The sequence below is a fragment of the Embleya sp. NPDC127516 genome (assembly GCF_044765325.1).
GTDB lineage: Bacteria > Actinomycetota > Actinomycetes > Streptomycetales > Streptomycetaceae > Embleya.
In genome coordinates this window covers 227,748-248,370 of sequence record NZ_JBIWJT010000014.1, presented here as the reverse complement: position 1 = coordinate 248,370, position 20,623 = coordinate 227,748, and the positions used below count along the sequence as shown (strand labels likewise).

4 protein-coding genes are annotated in these 20,623 nt (G+C 73.8%); all 4 read left to right on the top strand.

Features of this window, described 5'->3' with window-relative positions; translation table 11 throughout:
* The first annotated feature begins 27 nt into the window (after positions 1–27).
* Positions 28–5,862 carry a type I polyketide synthase gene (locus ACIRL2_RS27355; protein ID WP_402235248.1) on the top strand — a complete coding sequence of 1,945 codons (5,835 nt, stop codon included), beginning with the start codon at positions 28–30 and terminating at the stop codon, positions 5,860–5,862.
* 64 nt (positions 5,863–5,926) lie between these two features.
* Positions 5,927–8,047 carry an aminodeoxychorismate synthase component I gene (gene pabB, locus ACIRL2_RS27350; RefSeq protein WP_402235245.1) on the top strand — a complete coding sequence of 707 codons (2,121 nt, stop codon included), beginning with the start codon at positions 5,927–5,929 and terminating at the stop codon, positions 8,045–8,047.
* Positions 8,048–8,186: 139 nt separating this feature from the next.
* The gene (locus ACIRL2_RS27345) at positions 8,187–9,422 is read left to right on the top strand and encodes a cytochrome P450 (protein ID WP_395861424.1); all 1,236 of its coding nucleotides are present in this window, start codon (positions 8,187–8,189) and stop codon (positions 9,420–9,422) included.
* Between the two features lie 135 nt (positions 9,423–9,557).
* Positions 9,558–20,615 carry a type I polyketide synthase gene (locus ACIRL2_RS27340; protein WP_402235242.1) on the top strand — a complete coding sequence of 3,686 codons (11,058 nt, stop codon included), beginning with the start codon at positions 9,558–9,560 and terminating at the stop codon, positions 20,613–20,615.
* Positions 20,616–20,623: the final 8 nt, after the last annotated feature.

Below are 20,623 nucleotides of genomic sequence, written 5' to 3'. Positions count from 1 at the left end.
TCGTACCCAGGCAGAAAGGACACAAGGATGGACCGGAACGAGGGATACGACCGGCCGTTGCGACAGCGCCTCGCGGACGCAGGGGAGGTGGAGCGGCGCCGGCTGCTGCTCGATCTGATCCGGACGCAGGCCTTGGCCGTTCTGGACCGGGACGACCGGGTGCCGCTCGATCCCGGCCGGGCGTTCGGCGTCCAGGGGGTGCGGGGGCGGGCGGCGGCACGTCTGCGGGAACGGCTGAGCGAGGTTACCGGCAACGCCCTGTCCAGCACCGCCCTCTTCGACTATCCGACTCCCGAGGCCCTCGCCGGACACCTGTGCGCCCTGCTGCTCGGCGAGCGGCCCGCCCTCGAATCGGAGCCGGGGACCGGCACGCCCGCCGAGCGACAGGCAACGATGGAGGAGCCGATCGCGATCGTGGGCATGAGTTGCCGGTTGCCCGGCAACGTGTCGTCGCCGGAGGACTTGTGGGACCTGGTGAGTTCGCAGACCGACGCGATCTCCGCGTTCCCCACCGACCGGGGCTGGAGCGTCGAGTACGACCCGGACCCCGACCACGTGGGCACGACGTGCACCCGACACGCCGGATTCCTTTACGACGCACCGGACTTCGACGCCGGGTTCTTCGCGATCAGCCCCGGTGAGGCGGTCACGGTCGACCCGCAGCACCGGTTGTTCCTGGAGACGTCGTGGGAGGCGGTCGAACGGGCCCGGATCGACCCGACCTCGCTGCGCGGCAGCCGGACCGGCGTGTTCGTCGGCATCATGTACAGCGAGTACGGCGCCCGCATCCGGCGCGTTCCGCCGAGTGCGGAGGGCTACCGGGTCGTGGGCAGCATGCCCAGCGTCGCCTCCGGGCGCCTCGCCTACAGCCTCGGCCTGGAGGGGCCGGCGGTCACCGTGGACACCGCCTGCTCCTCCTCCCTGGTGGCCGTGCATCTCGCCGCCCAGTCCCTGCGCAGGGGCGAGTGCACGCTCGCGGTGGCCGGAGGCGTCACCGTGATGGCCACGCCCTGGGGCTACGTCGAGTTCAGTCGACAGCGCGGGCTGGCACCCGACGGGCGGTGCAGGTCCTTCTCGGCCGACGCGACCGGCAGCAGTTGGTCCGAGGGGGTGGGCGTCCTGCTCCTGGAACGGCTGTGTGACGCGCGGCGCAACGGGCACCACATTCTCGCCGTCGTGCGCGGATCGGCGGTGAACCAGGACGGCGCGTCGAACGGGCTGACGGCGCCCAACGGCCCGGCCCAGCAGCGGGTGATCCGCCAGGCACTGGTCCACGCGGGCTTGACCACGGCGGATGTGGACTGCGTGGATGCCCACGGCGCCGGAACCCAGTTGGGCGACCCGATCGAGGCGCAGGCACTCCTGGCCACCTACGGACAGGACCGGCCGAGCGACCGGCCGCTGTGGCTGGGCTCGCTGAAGTCCAACATCGGGCACACCCAGGCCGCGGCCGGGGTGGCGGGCGTGATCAAGATGGTGATGGCGATGCGCCACGCCGAACTGCCGCGCAGCCTGCACATCGCCGAACCGACGCCGCACGTGGACTGGTCCTCCGGGGCGGTACGGCTCCTGCGTGAAGCGAGGCCGTGGCCGCGGATCGACCGGCCGCGCCGGACGGCGGTCTCCTCGTTCGGCGTCGGTGGCACGAACGCCCACATCATCCTGGAGCAGGCGCCCCCGGAACCCGACCGGCCTCGTGCGGCACCGGCTGCCCCGACCGCGGGGGAGCCCACCGGTACCGCGGAGATCGCAGGCCGCCCGCTGCCGTGGATGATCTCAGGGGCCGGGCGGGCGGGCCTACGGGCCCAGGCATTGCGGGTGGCGGACTTCTTGACGTCGGACCCGCAGGCGCCGGACCCGGATCTGGCCTACTCGCTGCTGAGTTCCCGGGCCGCCCTGGCCGACCGTGCCGTCGTGGTGGCCCCGGACCGGACCGCGGCGATCGCCGGCCTGGCAACGCTCGCCGACGGCGACCAGGGCCCGAACGCGGCCCTGGGGACGGCCACGGCACGGGACCGGGTCACGTTCGTCTTCCCCGGGCAGGGCTCGCAGTGGCCGGGCATGGCCACCGAACTGATTCGCAGCTCACCCGTGTTCCGGGAATCGATCGACGCCTGCGCCGACTGCATCGCCCCACACGTCGACTGGTCGCCGACGAAGGTGCTGCGCGGTGAAGCCGACCCGTCGATCCTGGACCGGGTCGACGTCGTGCAGCCCGCGCTGTTCGCGGTGATGGTCTCCCTCGCGGCAGTGTGGCGATCCTTCGGCGTGGAACCGGCCGCAGTCGTCGGGCACTCGCAGGGCGAGATCGCCGCGGCCCACGTCGCGGGCGCACTCTCCCTGGAGGAAGCGGCCCGCATCGTGGCCCTGCGCAGCCGCGCCCTGCGAGTCCTGGCCGGCACAGGCGGGATGGTCTCGGTCGTCGCCCCCGTCGAGCAGGTGCGCCGCTGCCTTGCGCCCTGGGACGGTGCCGTGTCCGTCGCGGCGGTCAACGGACCGCGGTCGGTGGTCGTCTCCGGCGAACCCGTGGCCCTGCGCGAGGCCATGGAGGCATTCGAGGCGCAGGGTCTACGGGCACGGCGGATCCCGGTGGACTACGCGTCCCACTCGGCATCGATCGACCAGATCCGGGCGACCCTCCTGGCGGAGATGTCCGGCGTGCACCCGCGACCCGCGACCGTGCCGTTCTACTCGACGGTCCTCGGCGAGCCGATCGACACGACGGCCCTGGACGTCTCGTACTGGGTGCGCAACCTCCGCGAGACCGTACAGTTCCACCGCACGGTGGACCGGCTGCTCGCCGACGGCCACACGACCTACATCGAGATGAGCCCGCACCCGATCCTCACCGCCGCCGTCCAGGAGGCGGCCGACGCCGCAGGCGCCGAGCGAGCCGGTGACGTCCTGACCGTCGACTCGCTGCGACGCGGCGAGGGCGGCCCGGCACGGATGCTGACCGCGGTCGCCGAGGCCCACGTCCACGGCGTGGCCGTGCACTGGGCGGAGGCGTTCCGCGATGTCGACGCCCGTCTGACGGACGTACCCACCTACGCCTTCCAACGCACCCGCTACTGGCTGGAGGAGGCGGCGGCACCGGAGGCGGACGTGACGACGGCCGGTCTGGACGGCGTCGACCACCCCCTGCTGGGGGCCGCGGTCGCGCTGGCGGACGGGACCGGCGGCATGCTCTTCACCGGGAGCCTGTCCACCAGGACCCATCCCTGGCTCGCCGATCACGCCGTCGCCGACATCCTCGTCGTACCGGGCACGGCACTGCTGGAGGTGGCTCTCCAAGCCGGTGCGCACGCGGGCTGCGACGTGCTCGAAGAACTGGTCCTCCAGGCCCCGTTGATCCTGCCCGAGCAGGGCACCGTCCGTCTCCAGGTGACCGTGGGCGGACCGGACGATCGCGCGCGACGGGGGATCACCGTGTACTCCCGGGACGGCGATGCCGCCGACGCGCCCTGGACCCGGATCGCCGAAGGCACCTTGGCGCGCGGCGACGGCCGTGTTGCAAAGCCCCTGCGGCAGTGGCCGCCGGACGGCGCGCAGGAGATCGAACTCGAGCACTGCTACCGCGAGTTGGCCGGGATCGGACTCGACTTCGGCGCCGCGTTCCAGGGTCTGGAGCGCTGCCGGCGCCTGGACGAGGATCTGTACGCGGACGTCGAACTCCCCGAGAGCGCCGGCGGCGCCGATCGCTACGGGCTGCACCCCGCGCTGTTCGACGCGGCCCTGCACGCCCCGGCGTTCGTGTCCGCGTCCGCCGTCCCCTCCGACGCGGCCGTGATCCGACTGCCGTTCTCCTGGAGCGGGGTGACCCTGCACGCCACGGGCGCCACCGCGTTGCGCGCCCGCATCCGAGCCACCGGACCCGGCACCCTGTCGGTCACCGCCACGGACCCGGCCGGGCACCCGGTGCTGACGGTGGAGGCCCTGGGCATGCGCCCGGTGGCCGTGCAGTCCCTGCGTCGGGCCGCGGCCGTGGCCGACGCCGCACTGCTGCGCCCGCAGTGGCGGCCCGAGCGGCAACGCGCGCGCCGTGACCCGGCGCCGGTGCACTGGGCGTGGATCGGGGACGGAGCCGCCGAGACGAACGGCCCGTTGACGGCCCGGGGCATCGTGTGCGCCCACCACCGGGATCCGGCGGCGCTGCGGGCGTACCTGGACACCGGCGGCAGCGCACCCGAGGTCCTCGTCCTCGCCCAGCCGTCGGGGCACCTCGGGCTCACGCCGGCCGCGGGATCCCCGGCCGTCGACCCGGCCACCGCCGCGCATCGCAGCGCGCACTCCGTGCTGGCCGCACTGCAGGAGTGGCCGGCCGACGAACGCCTGGCCCACACACGTGTGGTCCTGCTCACGCGCGGCGCGGTCGCCGCGGGTCCGGGCTCGCCACCCGACCCCGCCCTCGCCACGGCCTGGGCCCTGGCGGCCTCGGCGCAGTCGGAGTACCCGGACCGCATTCGACTGGTGGACCTCGACGACCGCGACGCGTCCCGATCCGCACTCGTCGACGCGGTGGCCTCGGACGCGCCCCAGGTGGCGGTGCGCGACGGAGTCCTGCTGATCCCGAGCCTGGTGCGAGTGGCGGCGGCGTCGGCGGCCCGGGGTGCGACCTGGCGCACGGACGGGACGGTCCTGGTGACCGGCGGCCTCGGCACACTGGGCCGGTTGGTGGTGCGGCACCTGGTGGTCACGCACGGCGTCCGACGGGTCGTCGTGGTGTCCCGGTCGGGCGAATCGGGCCCGGGCGCAGCCGAGTTCGTGAAGGAACTGAGCGCCGAGGGCGCCGACATCCGGGTGGTGGCGGGCGATGTCGGGGATCGTCGCGCGCTGGAGGACGTCCTGGCGTCGATCCCGACCGAGTACGCGCTGACCGGCGTGGTGCACATGGCCGGCGTCCTGGACGACGGCATCCTGGCGGCACAGACCCCCGAACGCCTCGACCGGGTGCTGCGCCCCAAGGCGGACGGTGCCTGGCATCTGCACGAGGCGACGGCCGGCTCGGACGTGGCGTTCGTCGCGTTCTCGTCGGTGTCGAGCGTCCTGGGACCCGCGGGACAGGCCGGCTACGCGGCGGCCAACGCCTTCGTGGACGCCTTGATGGCGCAGCGCCGGGCCGCGGGTCTGCACGGCGTGTCGCTGGGCTGGGGACTGTGGCAGGCACGATCGGGGCTGACGGAGGCGATGGCGGAGGCGGACGTACGGCGGATCGCCCGCTCGGGCGTCAGGGCGCTCTCCGACGCCCAGGGGCTCGCCCTGTTCGACCTCGGCTGCGCCGCCGATGAACCCGTGGTCTTCCCGCTGCGGCTGGACACCGCGGGCCTGCGCGACGGCGACGACGTGCCGCGCCTGCTGCGCGGACTCGCCAGTACCCCGGTCCGCCGGACCGCGGTCGGCGCGGTCGACACGGGGGACGAGCCGGGCGGGGAGCAGCTGGCCACCCGGCTCGCCGGCCTCCCGGAGGACGAACAGGACGATCTCCTGCTGACCCTGGTGCGCACCCACGTCGCGGCCGTGCTGGCGTACGACGACCCCCGGGCCGTCGGCGAGCGGCGCTCCTTCGCGGACATCGGATTCGACTCCCTGCGCGCCCTGCAACTGCGCAACCGCCTCGGCGGCGCCACCGGCCTACGGCTGTCGCCCACGCTGGTCTTCGACTACCCCACACCGGTCGCCCTCGGCCGACACCTGCGCGGCCTGCTGCTGCCGCATGCTCCGTCGTCGACGACGACGGTCGGGCCGCCCGCCGACCACGCGCTCCCCCCTGCTGCGCACGGGAGCGGCGAGGACCCGGATCGGCTGCGCTCGGCCTCGCGGGAGGAGGTCTTCGACTACCTCGACAACCTGCTCGACGAGTAGGCCCGCTTCGGCACGCCGAATCGGAACGATCCGGTCCCGCTCGAACCCGACAAGGAACCGCTCGATGCGTGCGTTGCTGATCGACAACTACGACTCCTACACCTACAACCTGTTCCAGCTCCTCGCCCGGGTGTACGGCAAGGAGCCGACCGTCCTGGTCAACGACGACCGGGCCTGGGCGGTGCAGGATCCGGGGGCGTTCGACTGCGTGGTGATCTCACCCGGTCCGGGCCGACCCCAGCGCCCGAGCGACCTCGGGTTCTGCCGGGACCTGCTGGACCGCTGGCCGGACGTGCCGGTACTGGGGGTGTGCCTGGGGCACCAGGCGATCGCCCACCACTACGGCGGGCGGGTGGTGCCGGGAGCGCCCCGGCACGGCCACCTCACGCGGGTCCGGCACCGCGAGGAAGACCTGTTCGACGGCATTCCCCAGGACTTCACGGCGGTGCGCTACCACTCGCTGCGGGTGGTCGAGCCCCTGCCGAGCGGCCTCCGGGCCACCGCCTGGGCGGAGGACGAGACCGTCATGGCACTCAGGCACGAGAGCCTGCCCCGATGGGGCCTGCAGTTCCACCCGGAGTCCGTCGCGAGCGAGTTCGGCGAGCAACTCCTGTGGAACTTCGCCGAGTCGATAGGCGGGCACTACGCCTCCCCACCGCCCGAGTACGCGCGCTGGGCCCCGTCGTCGGACAGTGCCCCGGCGCCGCAATTCGAGCTGGCCGTCGAGATCGTCGACCGGGAGGTGGACACCGCGGCCCTGTTCACCACGTTGTTCGCGGAAAGCGAGTACGCCTTCTGGCTCGACAGCAGCGCCCCCGGCGTCGGCGGGGCCAGGTTCTCCTTCCTCGGCGACGACTCCGGTCCCCGTGCCGAGACACTGACGTACCGAACCGGGGAGAACGCGGTGACGGTCCACGACGCCGGGGGCGTACGGGAGGAGAAGGGCACCGTCTTCGAGGTGCTCCGGGACCGGCTCCGTACCCGCGAACTGCCCGCGGCGGACCTTCCCTTCGACCTCAACGGCGGATACGTCGGCTACTTCGGCTATGAACTCAAGGCCGAGTGCGGGAGCCCGAACATCCACCGGGCACAGACCCCGGACGCGGTGTGGATGTTCGCCGATCGTCTGGTCGCGGTGGACCATCAGCAGGAGCGGACCTACGTCCTGGCCCTGAGCGGTCCGGACCCGGGCGAGGCCGAGAACGCCCGTGCCTGGGTGGCGCGCACGGCGCTGCGCGCCCGCTCGCTGCCGGACCCCGCGCCCGCCCGGCCGATCGGCTCGCCGGCCGCGGCGCCCGACCCGGCGGTCGAACAGGAGGCCGAGGAGCCGGTCCTCGCCCGCGTCCGGGCCGACTACGTGCGCGACATCGAGGACTGCCTCGCGGAACTGCGCAGCGGAGAGAGCTACGAGATCTGCCTGACCAACCGGATGCGACTACCCGCCCTGCCCGACCCCTTGGGCTATCACCTGCTGCTCAGGCGCCTCAATCCGGCGCCCTACAGCGCCTTCCTTCGGCTCGGCGCGGTCGCCGTCGTCTGTTCGTCCCCGGAACGATTCCTGCGGATCGACCGGGACGGAATCGTCGAAAGCAAGCCGATCAAGGGAACGGCGCCACGCGGCGCCGACCCGGTCAGCGACGAGGCACTACGCCTGTCCCTGACGGCGTCGGCGAAGACCCGCGCCGAGAACCTCATGATCGTCGACCTGCTCCGCAACGACTTGGGCCGGGTGTGCGAGGTGGGCTCGGTCGACGTGCCCGCGTACATGGTGACCGAGTCGTACGCGACGGTGCATCAACTCGTCACGACGGTCCGCGGCCGGCTTCGGCGCGAGGTGGATCCGGTGTCCTGCGTCCGCGCCTGCTTTCCCGGCGGGTCGATGACCGGCGCCCCCAAGCTGCGGACGATGGCCATCATCGACCGCCTGGAGCAGGAGGCGCGCGGCGTCTACTCGGGCACCATCGGCTACTTCGGGCTCTGCGGCGGCGCGGACCTCAACATTGTGATCCGCACCGCCGTGACCTCGGCCACGGACACGGTGATCGGCGCCGGCGGCGCGATCGTGCTCGACTCGGACCCCGCCGACGAGTTCGACGAAGTGCTGCTCAAGGCGAGTGTGTTGCTGCGCGCGCACACCCTGCTGACGGCATCGGGCCGGCGGAGCGGGGAGCCGCGTGCGGGCTGACCCGACGACGGCCGCCTCCTCCCGCGGGAGCCGCGACCGGGCGAGCCGTTCAAGTCGACCCCAAGACCGCACCAAGACGCACCGAACAGAATGCGCTGCTGGCTGCGCACCCGCCTTTCCCCGAGAGAAGGACAGGGATATGTCGACCGTCGAAGGGTCTGGAGCATTGCGGCAGGTTGTGCCGTTCCTGGACATCACCGTGCCGGATTTCGTGTGGGACTCTCCCGAGGTGGCCGAGGCCAGGGAACGATCCTGGGTCGCCGAAACCCCGCTGGGACTACTCGTGTTGCGCTACGCCGAGGCGCACAGCCTCTCCCGCGACGCGCGCCTGGTCTCGGGTTTCCGAGACGTCGTGGACCTGGTCGGGCCCGGCGAGGGGCTGGTGCGCGATTTCATGCGCGACTTCATGCAGAGCCTGGAGGGCCCCGATCACCGCCGCCTGCGCGGTCTGGTCACCCACGCGTTCACGGCACGCCGCGTCGCCGCGCTGCAACCGTTCATACGTGCCACCGCGGAGCGCCTTGCCGACGAACTGGCCGCCGGGGGCGAACGCGACTTCGTCGACGCGTTCGCCGACCCGCTGCCCGCGGCCGTGGTGTGCGAACTGCTCGGCTTCCCTCCCGCGGACTACGACACCGTCGGCCGCTGGTGCCGGAACACCAACCTGGTCCTCGCGCTCGGCCCCGACCAGAGCAGGGTCGCCGAGGTCGAGGAGGGCCTGGCGGGGATGTACGACTACTTCGACACGGTGATCCGCGAGCGCAAGGCGAAGCCCGGCGACGACCTGTTCTCCGACATCCTGCGCGCCAAGCAGGAGGACGGCGCTCTCGACGACCGTGAACTGCGCACCCTGATCGCGACCCTGCTGGTCGCCGGGTACCAGACCACCAGTCACCAACTCGGCCACGCCATGGTGGCGTTCGCCGCGCACCCCGAGCAGTGGCCGCTGCTGCGAGAGCAGCCGGACCTGGTCACCCAGGCGGTGGAGGAGGTGCTGCGCTGGTGCCCCACGACGACGGTGGTGGCCACCAAGTCCGCGGCCGAGGACTTCTCCGTCAACGGCTACCCGATATCGAAGGGAACCCCGGTGTGGTTGTGCGCGCACTCGGCGCAGCGCGATCCCCTGGTGTTCGAGGGCGGCGACGCGTTCGACATCACGGTGCGGCGGGAGGCCTCCCCGCTGGCGTTCGGCGGCGGCGCGCACTACTGCCTGGGCGCGGCGCTGGCGCGCGTCGAACTCGCCGAGGCCCTCGAAGCCCTGGCCGCCCGTCTCGGGCCGCCCGAGGTCGCCGGACCGATCACCTGGCGGCCCTCGACCGGGGTGTCCGGGCCGGATCTGCTGCCGTTGCGCTTCGGCGCCCCGACCGGCGCTTGACGCCGCCCGGCCAGGCGGTGCGCCCCTGAGGCGGAGGCGGGCGTCACCGGGGACGGGTTCACGGGCCCGCCGTCCGCGCCGTCCTCGGCGGGCGCGCGTCTCCACATCTTTCGCGGGAAGGGCGGCACGTTCGACATGACCCACGACATCCACGACGCCAAGATGCTGGACTATCTCAAGCGTGTCTCCGCCGAGTTGGAGCGCACCCGCGAGCACCTGCGGCTCGCCCGGGCCGAGCACCGGGAGCCCGTCGCGCTGGTGTCGATGGCCTGCCGTTTCCCCGGCGGCGTCGCCTCGCCCGAGGAGCTGTGGCGCCTGGTGGCCTCGGGGCGGGACGGGGTCGGTGCGCTCCCCGTGGACCGGGGCTGGGACGTCGAGGGGCTCTACCATCCCGACCCCGAGCAGGTGGGCACCTGCTATGCGCGGGAGGGCGGATTCCTCGCGGACATCATGTCGTTCGACGCGGGGCTGTTCGAGATCAGTCCGCGTGAGGCCCTGGTGATGGATCCGCAGCAGCGGCTGCTGCTCGAGGTCTCCTGGGAGACCTTCGAGCGGGCGGGCCTGGCCCCCGCCGCGGTGCGTGGCAGCCGAACCGGCGTCTTCACCGGGATGATGGGGCAGGACTACACGGCGCGGTTGCCCGGCGCGCTGTCGGAGCACGAGGGCAGGCTGGAGACCGGACGCGCGGCGAGCGTCGCGTCCGGGCGGGTCGCCTACACCTTCGGTCTCGAAGGCCCGGCGGTCACCCTCGACACGGCCTGTTCCTCGTCCCTGGTGGCGCTGCACTTCGCCGTACAGGCACTGCGGAACGGGGAGTGCGACCTCGCGCTGGCCGGCGGAGCCACGTTGATGTCGAGCCCGGCGACGCTCCTGGAGTTCAGCAGGCAACGGGTGCTCTCGCCCGACGGCCGGTGCAAGGCGTTCGCGGGCCGGGCCGACGGCACGGGGCTCGGCGAGGGTGTGGGCGTCGTCCTGCTGGAGCGGCTCTCGGACGCGCGGCGGCTGGGGCATCGCGTGCTGGCCGTCGTCCGGGGCAGCGCCGTCAACCAGGACGGCGCGTCGAACGGCCTGACCGCCCCCAACGGCCCCGCGCAGCAGCGGGTGATCCGCGCGGCCCTCGCGGACGCCGGGCTCACGGGAGCCGACGTGGACACGGTGGAGGCGCACGGAACGGGCACCCGCTTGGGCGACCCCATCGAGGCGCAGGCGCTGCTGGCGACGTACGGACGCGACCGCGGGGCGGACCGGCCGCTGTGGCTGGGGTCGTTGAAGTCGAACATCGGCCACACGCAGGCCGCCGCCGGAATCGCGGGCGTGATGAAGACGGTCATGGCCCTGCGGCACGGGCTGCTGCCGCCGACCCTGCACGTCGACACCCCCACGCCACACGTCGACTGGTCCGCGGACACGGTGCGGCTCCTGACCGAGTCCCGCCCCTGGCCGGCCACGGGTCGCCCGCGGCGGGCAGGGGTCTCCTCCTTCGGGATCAGCGGGACGAACGCGCACGTGATCATCGAAGCCGCCGACGAGGCGCCGACCGACGAGGCCGGGGATCGCGCGCACCACGCGCCGGCGCCGCCGGCGGCGCCGGAACCGGCAGATTCCGACCCCGGGCCGGTGGCGTGGGTGTTGTCCGCGGGCAGCCCGCGGGCGCTGCGTGCGCAGGCGGCCCGGTTGCGCGAGCACATGGCGGCGCATCCGGCCCTTCGCGCGGCCGACGTCGCCCACGCGTTGGCGACCACCCGCGCACCACTGGCGCACCGGGCCGTCGTGGTCGGCCGCCGCAACGGTGAACTCCTGCGTGGTGTCGCGGCGTTGGCCCAGGGCGAACCCTGCGCGGGACTCGTCGAGGGCGTGGCGCGCGACCCCGGCCGGACGGTCTTCGTGTTCCCCGGCCAGGGTTCCCAATGGGACGGGATGGCCGTGGAACTGTGGAACTCGTGCGCCGTCTTCCGCGAGCGCATGCAAGAGTGCGCGGCAGCCTTGGACCCGTACGTCGACTGGTCCCTGCCCGACGTGGTGCTCGGCCGCGTCGACGACACCGGCAAGGACCGTGTCGACCGGGTCGATGTCGTGCAACCGGTGTTGTGGGCGGTATTGGTGTCGCTGGCGGAGCTGTGGCGCTCGCACGGCGTCGAACCGGCCGCCGTGGTGGGGCATTCGCAGGGCGAGATCGCCGCGGCCTGTGTCGCGGGCGCGTTGTCCCTCGACGACGGCGCACGCGTCGTGGCCCTGCGCTCCCGGCTGATCGCCGAACGGCTGGCCGGTGCGGGCGGCATGGTCTCCCTGACGGCCCCGGTCGAGGAGGTCCGCGCGCGGCTCGCGGACTTCGCCGGACGACTCTCGCTCGCCGCGGTGAACGGCCCCTCGTCCGTGGTGCTCTCCGGAGACCCCACGGCGCTCGACGAGTTGACGGGCGCCTGCGCGCGGGACGGTGTACGCACTCGGCGTGTGGCCGTGGACTACGCCTCCCACTCCCCGCACGTGGAGGCGCTGCGCACGGAACTGCTCGCCCGGTTGGCGGACATCCGTCCCCGGACGGGCACGCTGCCGCTGTACTCGACGGTGACGGGCAACGTGGTGCCGGGTGAGGAGTTGATCGCGGACTACTGGTACCGCAATCTGCGGCGCACGGTCCGGCTCTCGGACGCCGTGGAGCGACTCGGCGCCACCGGACACGGCACGTTCGTGGAGTGCAGCCCGCACCCGGTGCTCGCCCTCGGCCTGACGGAGACGCTCGGCCGGCTGGGCCGGGAGGCTCTCGTGACGGGCACGCTGCACCGAGACGACGGCGGCCTCGACCGGTTCCTCCTTTCCCTGGGCGAGGTGTACGCGGGCGGCCGATCGCCCGACTGGACGAAGGTGTTCGCCGGGACCGACGTGCGCCGGGTGTCGCTGCCCACGTACGCGTTCGACCGGCAGCGATACTGGCTCGACGCCACGCCGCCCGCCGGTGACGTCGGTTCGGCCGGGCTGAGCCCGCTCGACCACCCCTTCTGGGGAGCGGTCACCGACCTTCCCGACTCCGGCGGCGTGCTCCTGACCGGGCGGCTGTCCCGCGACACCCACCCCTGGCTCGGTGGCCATGCGGTCGGCGACGTCGTCCTGCTGCCCGGAACGGCCCTCCTGGAACTGGCGGTTCGAGCCGCCGAGCAGGTGGGCTGCGACGGGGTGGCGGAACTGACCCTGGAGGCCCCCCTGGTCCTGCCGCCGCGAGGCGGTGTGCAGTTGCGGGCCGTCGTCGGTCCGGCCGACGCGGCCGGCGACCGCGCGATCACCATCCACGCCCGGCCGGAGCACACCCCGGACGGAGCGTGGACCAGGCAGGCGGCCGGATCGCTCGCCCGTACCGTCGGGCACGAAAGCCGCGCGTCGCACGCCTGGCCGCCGCCCGGCGCCGAACCCGTGCCGGTGGAGGGCGTGTACGAGGACCTGGCCGCGCTGTCCCTGCGCTACGGCCCCGAGTTCCGAGGTCTGCGGGCCGCCTGGCGGTGGGGGGACGAGGTCCTCGCCGAGGTCGTGCTCCCGGGGGACGGCGACAGCGACGGGTTCGCGATCCACCCGGCCCTGCTCGACGCCGCGCTGCACGCGGCGGCGGTCGGCGACGCCGCGACACGTGCGCGGACAGGCCCGGCCTCCGGGCCTCGGCTGCCGTTCTCGTGGTCCGGGGTGCGGATCCACGCGGTCGGCGCGACGCGGCTGCGGGTACGGATCACCCCGCTGGGCCCCGACGCCGTCGCGGTGGAGGCCGCCGACGCGACCGGGGCACCCGTGGTGTCCGTGCAATCGCTCGCCCTGCGTTCGATGGCACTCGACCGCCTTCGACCCGCCGTCGCGGAGTCGACGGACTCCCTGTTCGCCGTCGACTGGGTGCCCGCCGCGGGCGGGGCGTCCCCGACGCCCCGGTCGTGGGTCGTCCTCGACGGCGCCGAGGCGGTCGTCGCGGCTCTCGAAGGCACCGACGTCCCGGTGCACAAGGTCGCGGAACTCGCGGCGGCGACGGCGGGAGAGCATGTGCCGGGCGCGGTCCTGGTGGCGCTCCCGATGCCCGCGCCCGGCTGCGCCGACCCGCGTGCGGCCGTCCGAGACACCGTCGGGGGAGCACTGACGCTGATCCAGGCGTGGCTCGCCGACGAACGCGGCAGCTCCACCCGCCTCGTGCTGTTGAGCCGAGGCGCGGTGGCGGCGCGCGACGACGAGACGTGCGATCCGACCCTGGCCGCGGCATGGGGCCTGCTGCGCTCGGCGCAGGCGGAGAACCCGGACCGGCTCGTCCTGGTCGACTGGGACGGCACGGAACCCTCCGGCGAAGCGCTGCCCGCGGTCGTGGGCGGCGACGAGCCGCAAGTGGCGCTGCGCGCCGGGAAGGTTTTCGTACCCAGACTCCGACGGGTGCCGCCCTCCGGCGGTGATCGCGACAACACGGGCAACGGCGCCACCGGCACCCGGGAAGATTCCGAACGCCCGGACGGTCCGAAGGACTTCGCCGGCTTCGGCGGCGAGGGCACCGTTCTGGTGACGGGCGCGACGGGTGTGCTCGGCCGGGTCGTGGCCCGCCACCTCGTCCGGGCGCACGGAGTACGGCACCTGTTGCTGACGAGTCGCCGCGGCGCGGCCGCGCCCGGAGCCGCCGAACTCGGCGCGGAACTGGCGGAACTGGGCGCGTCCGTGCACTGGGCGGCGTGCGACGCGGGGGACCGCGCGGCCCTGATGGAGGTCCTCGCGCGGATTCCGGTGGAACACGCGTTGCGCGGTGTGGTCCATGCGGCCGGCGTCCTGGACGACGCGGTGCTCCCGTCGCTGTCCCCGGAACGCATCGACACCGTGTTCCGGCCGAAGGTCGACGCGGTGGTCAACCTGCACGAACTGACCCGAGACATGGACCTCTGCGCGTTCGTCGTGTTCTCCTCCGGGGCGGGCGTGTTCGGTACCGCGGGCCAGGGCGGCTACGCGGCGGCCAACGCCTTCCTCGACGCGTTCGTCGGTGTCCGACGTTCGCTGGGACTGCCCGCGCTCTCCCTGGCCTGGGGGCTGTGGGCCGAGACCGGCGCGATGACCGGCGCGATGTCGGACACCGACCGCGACCGGATGCGCCGAGCCGGGGTGACCGCGTTGTCGGCGGGAGAGGGGGTCGCCCTGTTCGACGCGGCCCTGCGGTCGGGGCTGCCCGTCGTCCTCCCGGCCCGCCTGGACCTCGCCGCCGTACGGGCACGGGCCGCCGCGGATGGCGTACCGGCGCTGTTGCGCGCCCTGGTGCGGCCACCGGCGCGGCGCGCGGCAACGGAGGTCGACGGCGACTCCGCCCTCGCCCGCGAACTCGCCGACCTCCCGACCCGGGACGGGGCAGCGAAGATCCTCGACGTGGTGCGGGCCCAGGTCGCGGCCGTCCTCGGCCACCCGGACCCGAGCGCCGTCGAACCCGGGCGCGCGTTCAAGGAGTCGGGATTCGACTCGCTCACCGCCCTCGAATTGCGCAACCGCCTCGCGCGAGTGACCGGCCTCCGGCTGCCCGCCACGCTCGTCTTCGACCATCCGACGCCGTACGAACTCGCCGAGCACGTCCACGAACGGCTGACCGGAAGGAACGGGCGTCGACAACCCCCGGCACGCGGCGCGATCGCGGCGGACGAGCCGATCGCCGTCGTGGGCATGGCCTGCCGCTTCCCGGGAGGCATCGGTTCGCCGGAGGATCTGTGGAACCTCGTGGACCGGGGTGCCGACGCCATCTCCGCCTTTCCCACCGACCGCGGCTGGTCCCTCGACTCCGCCGGCTTCGCGACGGCGGGTGGATTCCTCTCCGACGCGGCGTGGTTCGACCCCGAGTTCTTCGGCATCAGCCCGCGCGAGGCGGTGGCGATGGACCCGCAGCAGCGACTCCTGCTGGAGATCTCCTGGGAAGCGCTGGAACACGCGGGTCTGGACCCGGCGGCCCTGCGGGGCAGCCGCACCGGCGTGTTCGCCGGGCTGATGTACCACGACTACACCACGCGGCTGGGCACCATCACGCAGGACATCGCCGGATACCTCGGTACCGGCGGATCCGCGAGCGTCGCCACCGGACGCGTCGCCTACACCTTCGGATTCGAGGGCCCGGCCGTCACCGTGGACACCGCCTGTTCCTCGTCGCTGGTGGCCCTGCACCTGGCGGCGCAGGCGCTGCGCGGCGGAGACTGCGACCTCGCCCTCGCGGGCGGGGTCACCGTGATGTGCACGCCGAACGCCTTCGTCGAGTTCGCCAGGCAGGGCGCGCTGGCCGCCGACGCGCGCTGCAAGCCGTTCGCCGCCGCCGCGGACGGCACGGTGTGGGGCGAGGGCGCCGGCGTGCTCCTCGTCGAGCGCCTGTCGGACGCGGTGCGCAAGGGCCACCGCGTCCTTGCCGTGGTCCGGGGCTCGGCGGTCAACCAGGACGGGGCGAGCAACGGCCTGACCGCCCCGAACGGACCATCCCAGGAACGGGTGATCACCCAGGCGCTGGCCGGTGCCCGGCTCACGCCCGCCGAGGTGGACGTCGTCGAGGCGCACGGCACCGGCACCACCCTGGGCGACCCGATCGAGGCGCAGGCACTCCTGGCCACCTACGGCAGCGGGCGCCCCACCGACCACCCGGCGTGGCTCGGCTCGGTCAAGTCGAACATCGGTCACACCCAGGCGGCGGCGGGCGTCGCGGGTGTGATCAAGATGGTCATGGCCCTGCGCCGCGGCATCCTGCCGCGGACCCTGCACGTGGACGCGCCCTCCCCCCATGTCGACTGGTCGTCCGGCGCGGTCGAACTGCTGACCGAGGCACGACCCTGGCCCGTCACCGGGCGACCGCGTCGAGCCGCGGTGTCCTCGTTCGGCATCAGCGGCACCAACGCGCACGTCGTGCTGGAACAGGCTCCCGCCACGCCGGACCCGCACGTTCGACGCGCACCCGAGACGGGGGAACCCGAACATACCGCCGCGAACGCCCAAGCGGCCGACACACCCGTACCGTTGGTGCTCTCGGCCGGGAGCGAGCCCGCGCTGCGGGCGAGGGCGGCCGGACTGCGCAAGCGCCTCGTCGCCGAACCGGGACTCGACGCCGTCGATGTCGCCCACTCGCTGCTGACGACCCGCGCCTCGCTCGAACACCGGGCCGTGATCATCGGCGGCGACCGCGACGAACTGTTGTCCGCCCTGGCCGCCGTGGCGGAGGGCCGGCAGACCCCCGCGGCGATCGAGGGGCTCGCCGGTGACCCCGGCCGGACGGTCTTCGTCTTTCCCGGCCAGGGAGCCCAATGGCCGGGCATGGCCGCACGGTTGTGGGACACCGCACCCGTCTTCCGGGACCGCCTGGCCCAGTGCGCCGACGCGCTGGCCCCGTATGCCGACTGGTCCGTTGTGGACGTCGTCCGGGGCAGGGACACCGGAGTCGACCCGGAACGGGTGGACGTGGTCCAGCCCGCGCTGTGGGCGGTGATGGTGTCGCTCGCCGAGCTGTGGCGATCGTACGGCGTCGAACCCGACGCCGTGGTGGGGCACTCGCAGGGGGAGATCGCCGCGGCCTGCGTCGCGGGCGGCCTCTCCCTCGACGACGGCGCGCGCGTGGTCGCCCTGCGCAGCCGGGCCCTGAGGGCCATCGCGGGCCGCGGCGCGATGGTCTCGCTGGCGCTGACCGCCACCGAGGCCGAGGACCTGACGGCGGCCTGGCACGGACGAATCCACCTCGCGGCCGTCAACGGACCGGCGTCGGTGGTGGTGACGGGCGACACGGCCGCACTCGAGGACCTCCTCGCGCACTGCGAAAGGACCGGACGGTGGGCGCGTCGGATCCCGGTCGACTACGCCTCGCACTCGCCGCACGTGGAAGCCGTACGCGAGCGGATGGCCCACGACCTCGCCGAGATTCGCCCGGAGCCGGCCCGCATCGCCTTCATGTCGACGCTGACCGGCGCCTTCCAGGACACCACGGGACTCGACGGCGACTACTGGTATCGCAACCTGCGCGAGCCCGTGCGATTCGAGCCCGCCGTACGGGAATTGATCACCCGGGGCTACGGCGCGTTCGTCGAGGCCGCCCCCCACCCCATGCTCACCATGGGCCTACGGGAAATCCTGGAGGAGCACCCGGGCACGCCGGGCGTGGCCGTCGCGTCGCTGCGCCGCGACCAGGGCGGACCGGAACGTTTCCTGGCCTCGGTCGCCGAGGCGTACACCCACGGTGTCGCCGTGGACTGGTCCGCGACCTGGACCGGCCGTGCACCACGCGTCGTGGACCTGCCGACCTACCCCTTCCAACGGCGCAGGTTCTGGCTCGACACACCCGCCGGTGCCGGCGACGTGAGCGCCGCGGGCCTGGGCCGCCCGGAGCACCCGCTCCTGGGCGCCCGCGTCGAACTCGCCGACTCCACCGAGACCGTGCTGACCGCGCGCTGGTCCCTGGACACCCACCCGTGGTTCGCCGACCACGCCGTCGGTGACACGGTGCTGGTGCCCGGTACCGCGTTCGTGGAACTGGCGGCGCTGGCGGGCGCCGAGACCGACTGCCCACACATCCGGGAGCTGATCCAGGAAAAACCCCTGCTCCTCGCCGGAGACGGCGCGGTGCGACTCCAGGTCCGGGTCGGGCCCGCCGAGGAGGAGGGCACGCGGGCCCTCGGCGTGTACGCCCGCCCCGAGGACGCGGCGCCGCAGGACCCCTGGTCGTGCCACGCGCGCGGCATGCTCACCGCGGCACAGGCCGCGACCCCGGCGGCCCTCGACGGCACCTGGCCACCCCCGGGAGCCGTAGCCGTCGACCTGACCGACTTCTACGAACGGCTCGACGAGATCGGCCTGTCCTACGGCCCCGCGTTCCACGGCCTGCACACCGCGTGGCGGATGGGCGAGGAGATCTACGGTGAGGCCGCGCTGCCGGACGACATGGCGGCCGAAGCAGGCCGCTACCAGGCCCATCCCGCGCTGCTCGACGCCGCGCTCCACTCCTGTCTGCTCCGCGACCAAGGCGACGGCCCCGGTGCGGCGGCCATGCCGTTCGCCTGGAACGACGTCGCGTTCCACGGGCCGTGCGGCCCGGCGGTGCGGGTCCGGGTGTCCGCGGGGACGAACCGGGACGTGTCGGTGGTGGTGGCGGACACCGAAGGCACCCCCGCGGTGACGGTGCGCTCGCTGGCCGCCCGTCCGGTCTCCCCCGAAGGACTGCGTGCCCCGAGTGATCGCCGGGACGACCTGTTCCGGCTCACGTGGGTGGCCGCACCCGCGGCTCCCACCGGGCGGGGTGAACCGCGACACCGCGCGTGGGCGGTGCTCGGCGGCGACGACCTGGACCTGCCCCCGGAGGTGAAGCGCTTCCCCGACCTGTCCGCGTTGCGCTCCGCGACAAGTGCCGGCGAGCCCGAACCCGACCTCGTGCTCGCGGTGTTCGGCACGGACTCCGGCGCCGGTGCGGAGGCGGTGCGGGCCCGGGAGGCGACCCGTCGAGCCCTGGACGTGGTGCGGGACCGGATCGCCGAGGAGCCGGTGAGCGCGGCGCGGTGCGTCGTCGTCACACGCGGGGCGTTCGCCACGACGGACGACGAACCTCCCGGCGATCCGTCCGCCGCGGCGGTCTGGGGCCTGGTGCGCTCGGCCCAGGCGGAGAGCCCGGGCCGGTTCGTCCTGGTCGACCTCGACGCCCACCCGGCCTCCGTCGCCGCGTTGTCCGCCGCACTGGCCACCGACGAGCCTCAACTCGCGGTTCGCGAGGGGCGGATCATGCTTCCCCGGCTCGAACGTGTCCCGGTGGTCCCGATCGCCCCGGTGGACCCGGAACGCGGCGACCCGGGCACGGCGTGGGACCCCGCGGGCACCGTGCTGGTGACCGGCGCCTCCGGAACCCTGGGGCGCGCCCTGGCCCGGCATCTGGTCGTCGAGCACGGCGTACGCCGACTGCTCCTGGTGAGCCGGCGCGCCGACGAGAGCGCCGAAGCCTCGCTCCTGACCACCGAACTGGGTACGCACGGCGCCGAGGCGACGTGGGCGGCGTGCGACGTCGGCGATCGCGACGCGGTGGTCGCGCTGTTGACGTCGGTGCCCGCCGCGCACCCCCTCACCGCCGTGGTGCACGCGGCCGGTGTCCTGGACGACGGCGTGATTCCCGCGCTGACCCCGGAACGGATCGACCGGGTGTTCCGGCCCAAGGTGGACGGAGCGTGCCACCTGGACGAGCTGACCCGAACCGCGCCCTTGGCGGCGTTCGTGGTGTTCTCCTCGGCCGCGGCCACCCTGGGCAGCGCCGGACAGGGCAACTACGCGGCGGCCAACGCGTTCCTGGACGCACTGGTACGGCGGCGACGTCACGCCGGACTGCCCGCGCTGTCGCTGGCCTGGGGGCTGTGGGCCGAGAGCAGCGACATGACGGCCGGACTCGACCGGGCCGACCGGGCCCGGATGGCACGCGCCGGCGTCCAGGGCCTGCCGACCCGGGACGGGCTGGCGCTCTTCGACCTCGCCGGGACCGTGAACGAACCGCTGGTGTTGCCGATGCGGCTCGACCTGTCCGTGTTCCGGACGCGGCCCGACACGCTGCCCCCGGTGCTGCGCGACCTGGTGCGCGGCCCGGCGCGACGCAGGGGCGCCGGGGGTACGAGCGCCGGGGCGCTGCGGCGTCGCCTGGCCGCGCTGTCGCCGGCGGAGCGGGACCGGCAACTGCTCGAACTGGTCGTCGCCGAGACCGCGACCGTCCTGGGCTACCCGACCGCGGAAGCGGTGGGACGGGACCGGGCCTTCAAGGACCTCGGGTTCGACTCGCTGACGGCCGTGGAACTGCGCAACCGGCTCGCCGGCGCAACCGGCCTGCGGCTGCCCCCGACGCTGGTGTTCGACCACCCCACCCCCACGGCGCTCGCCGAGCGCTTGGCCGCGGAGCTTGCTCCCCGAGAGGAGGGGACGGACGTACCGCGTGACACCGAACGTCGGGTGCGTGACGCCCTGGCCGGCATCCCGCTTTCCCGGCTGCGCGACGCCGGCCTGCTGGACTCGCTGCTGGAACTCGCGGGCCACGCCGCCGCGGCCGAGTCGGCACCGCGGGAGCACAGCCCCGGGCCGGGGTCCGGCTCGATCGACCGGATGGACGCCGAGGGGCTGCTCGCGATGGCGCTGCACGACGGCCCGTACGGCGAGCACGACGACCCCGTCACCGACCCCGACAACGCGGCACACGCACGGACGGAGGAGCACGATGGCGGTCGCTGACGAGAGGT

Bases quoted from the DNA above. Each gene is read 5' to 3' on its own strand.
- pabB (WP_402235245.1), top strand. From the start codon at position 5,927: ATGCGTGCGTTGCTGATCGACAACTACGACTCCTACACCTACAACCTG.
- ACIRL2_RS27340 (WP_402235242.1), top strand. From the start codon at position 9,558: ATGACCCACGACATCCACGACGCCAAGATGCTGGACTATCTCAAGCGT.
- ACIRL2_RS27355 (WP_402235248.1), top strand. From the start codon at position 28: ATGGACCGGAACGAGGGATACGACCGGCCGTTGCGACAGCGCCTCGCG.
- ACIRL2_RS27345 (WP_395861424.1), top strand. From the start codon at position 8,187: ATGTCGACCGTCGAAGGGTCTGGAGCATTGCGGCAGGTTGTGCCGTTC.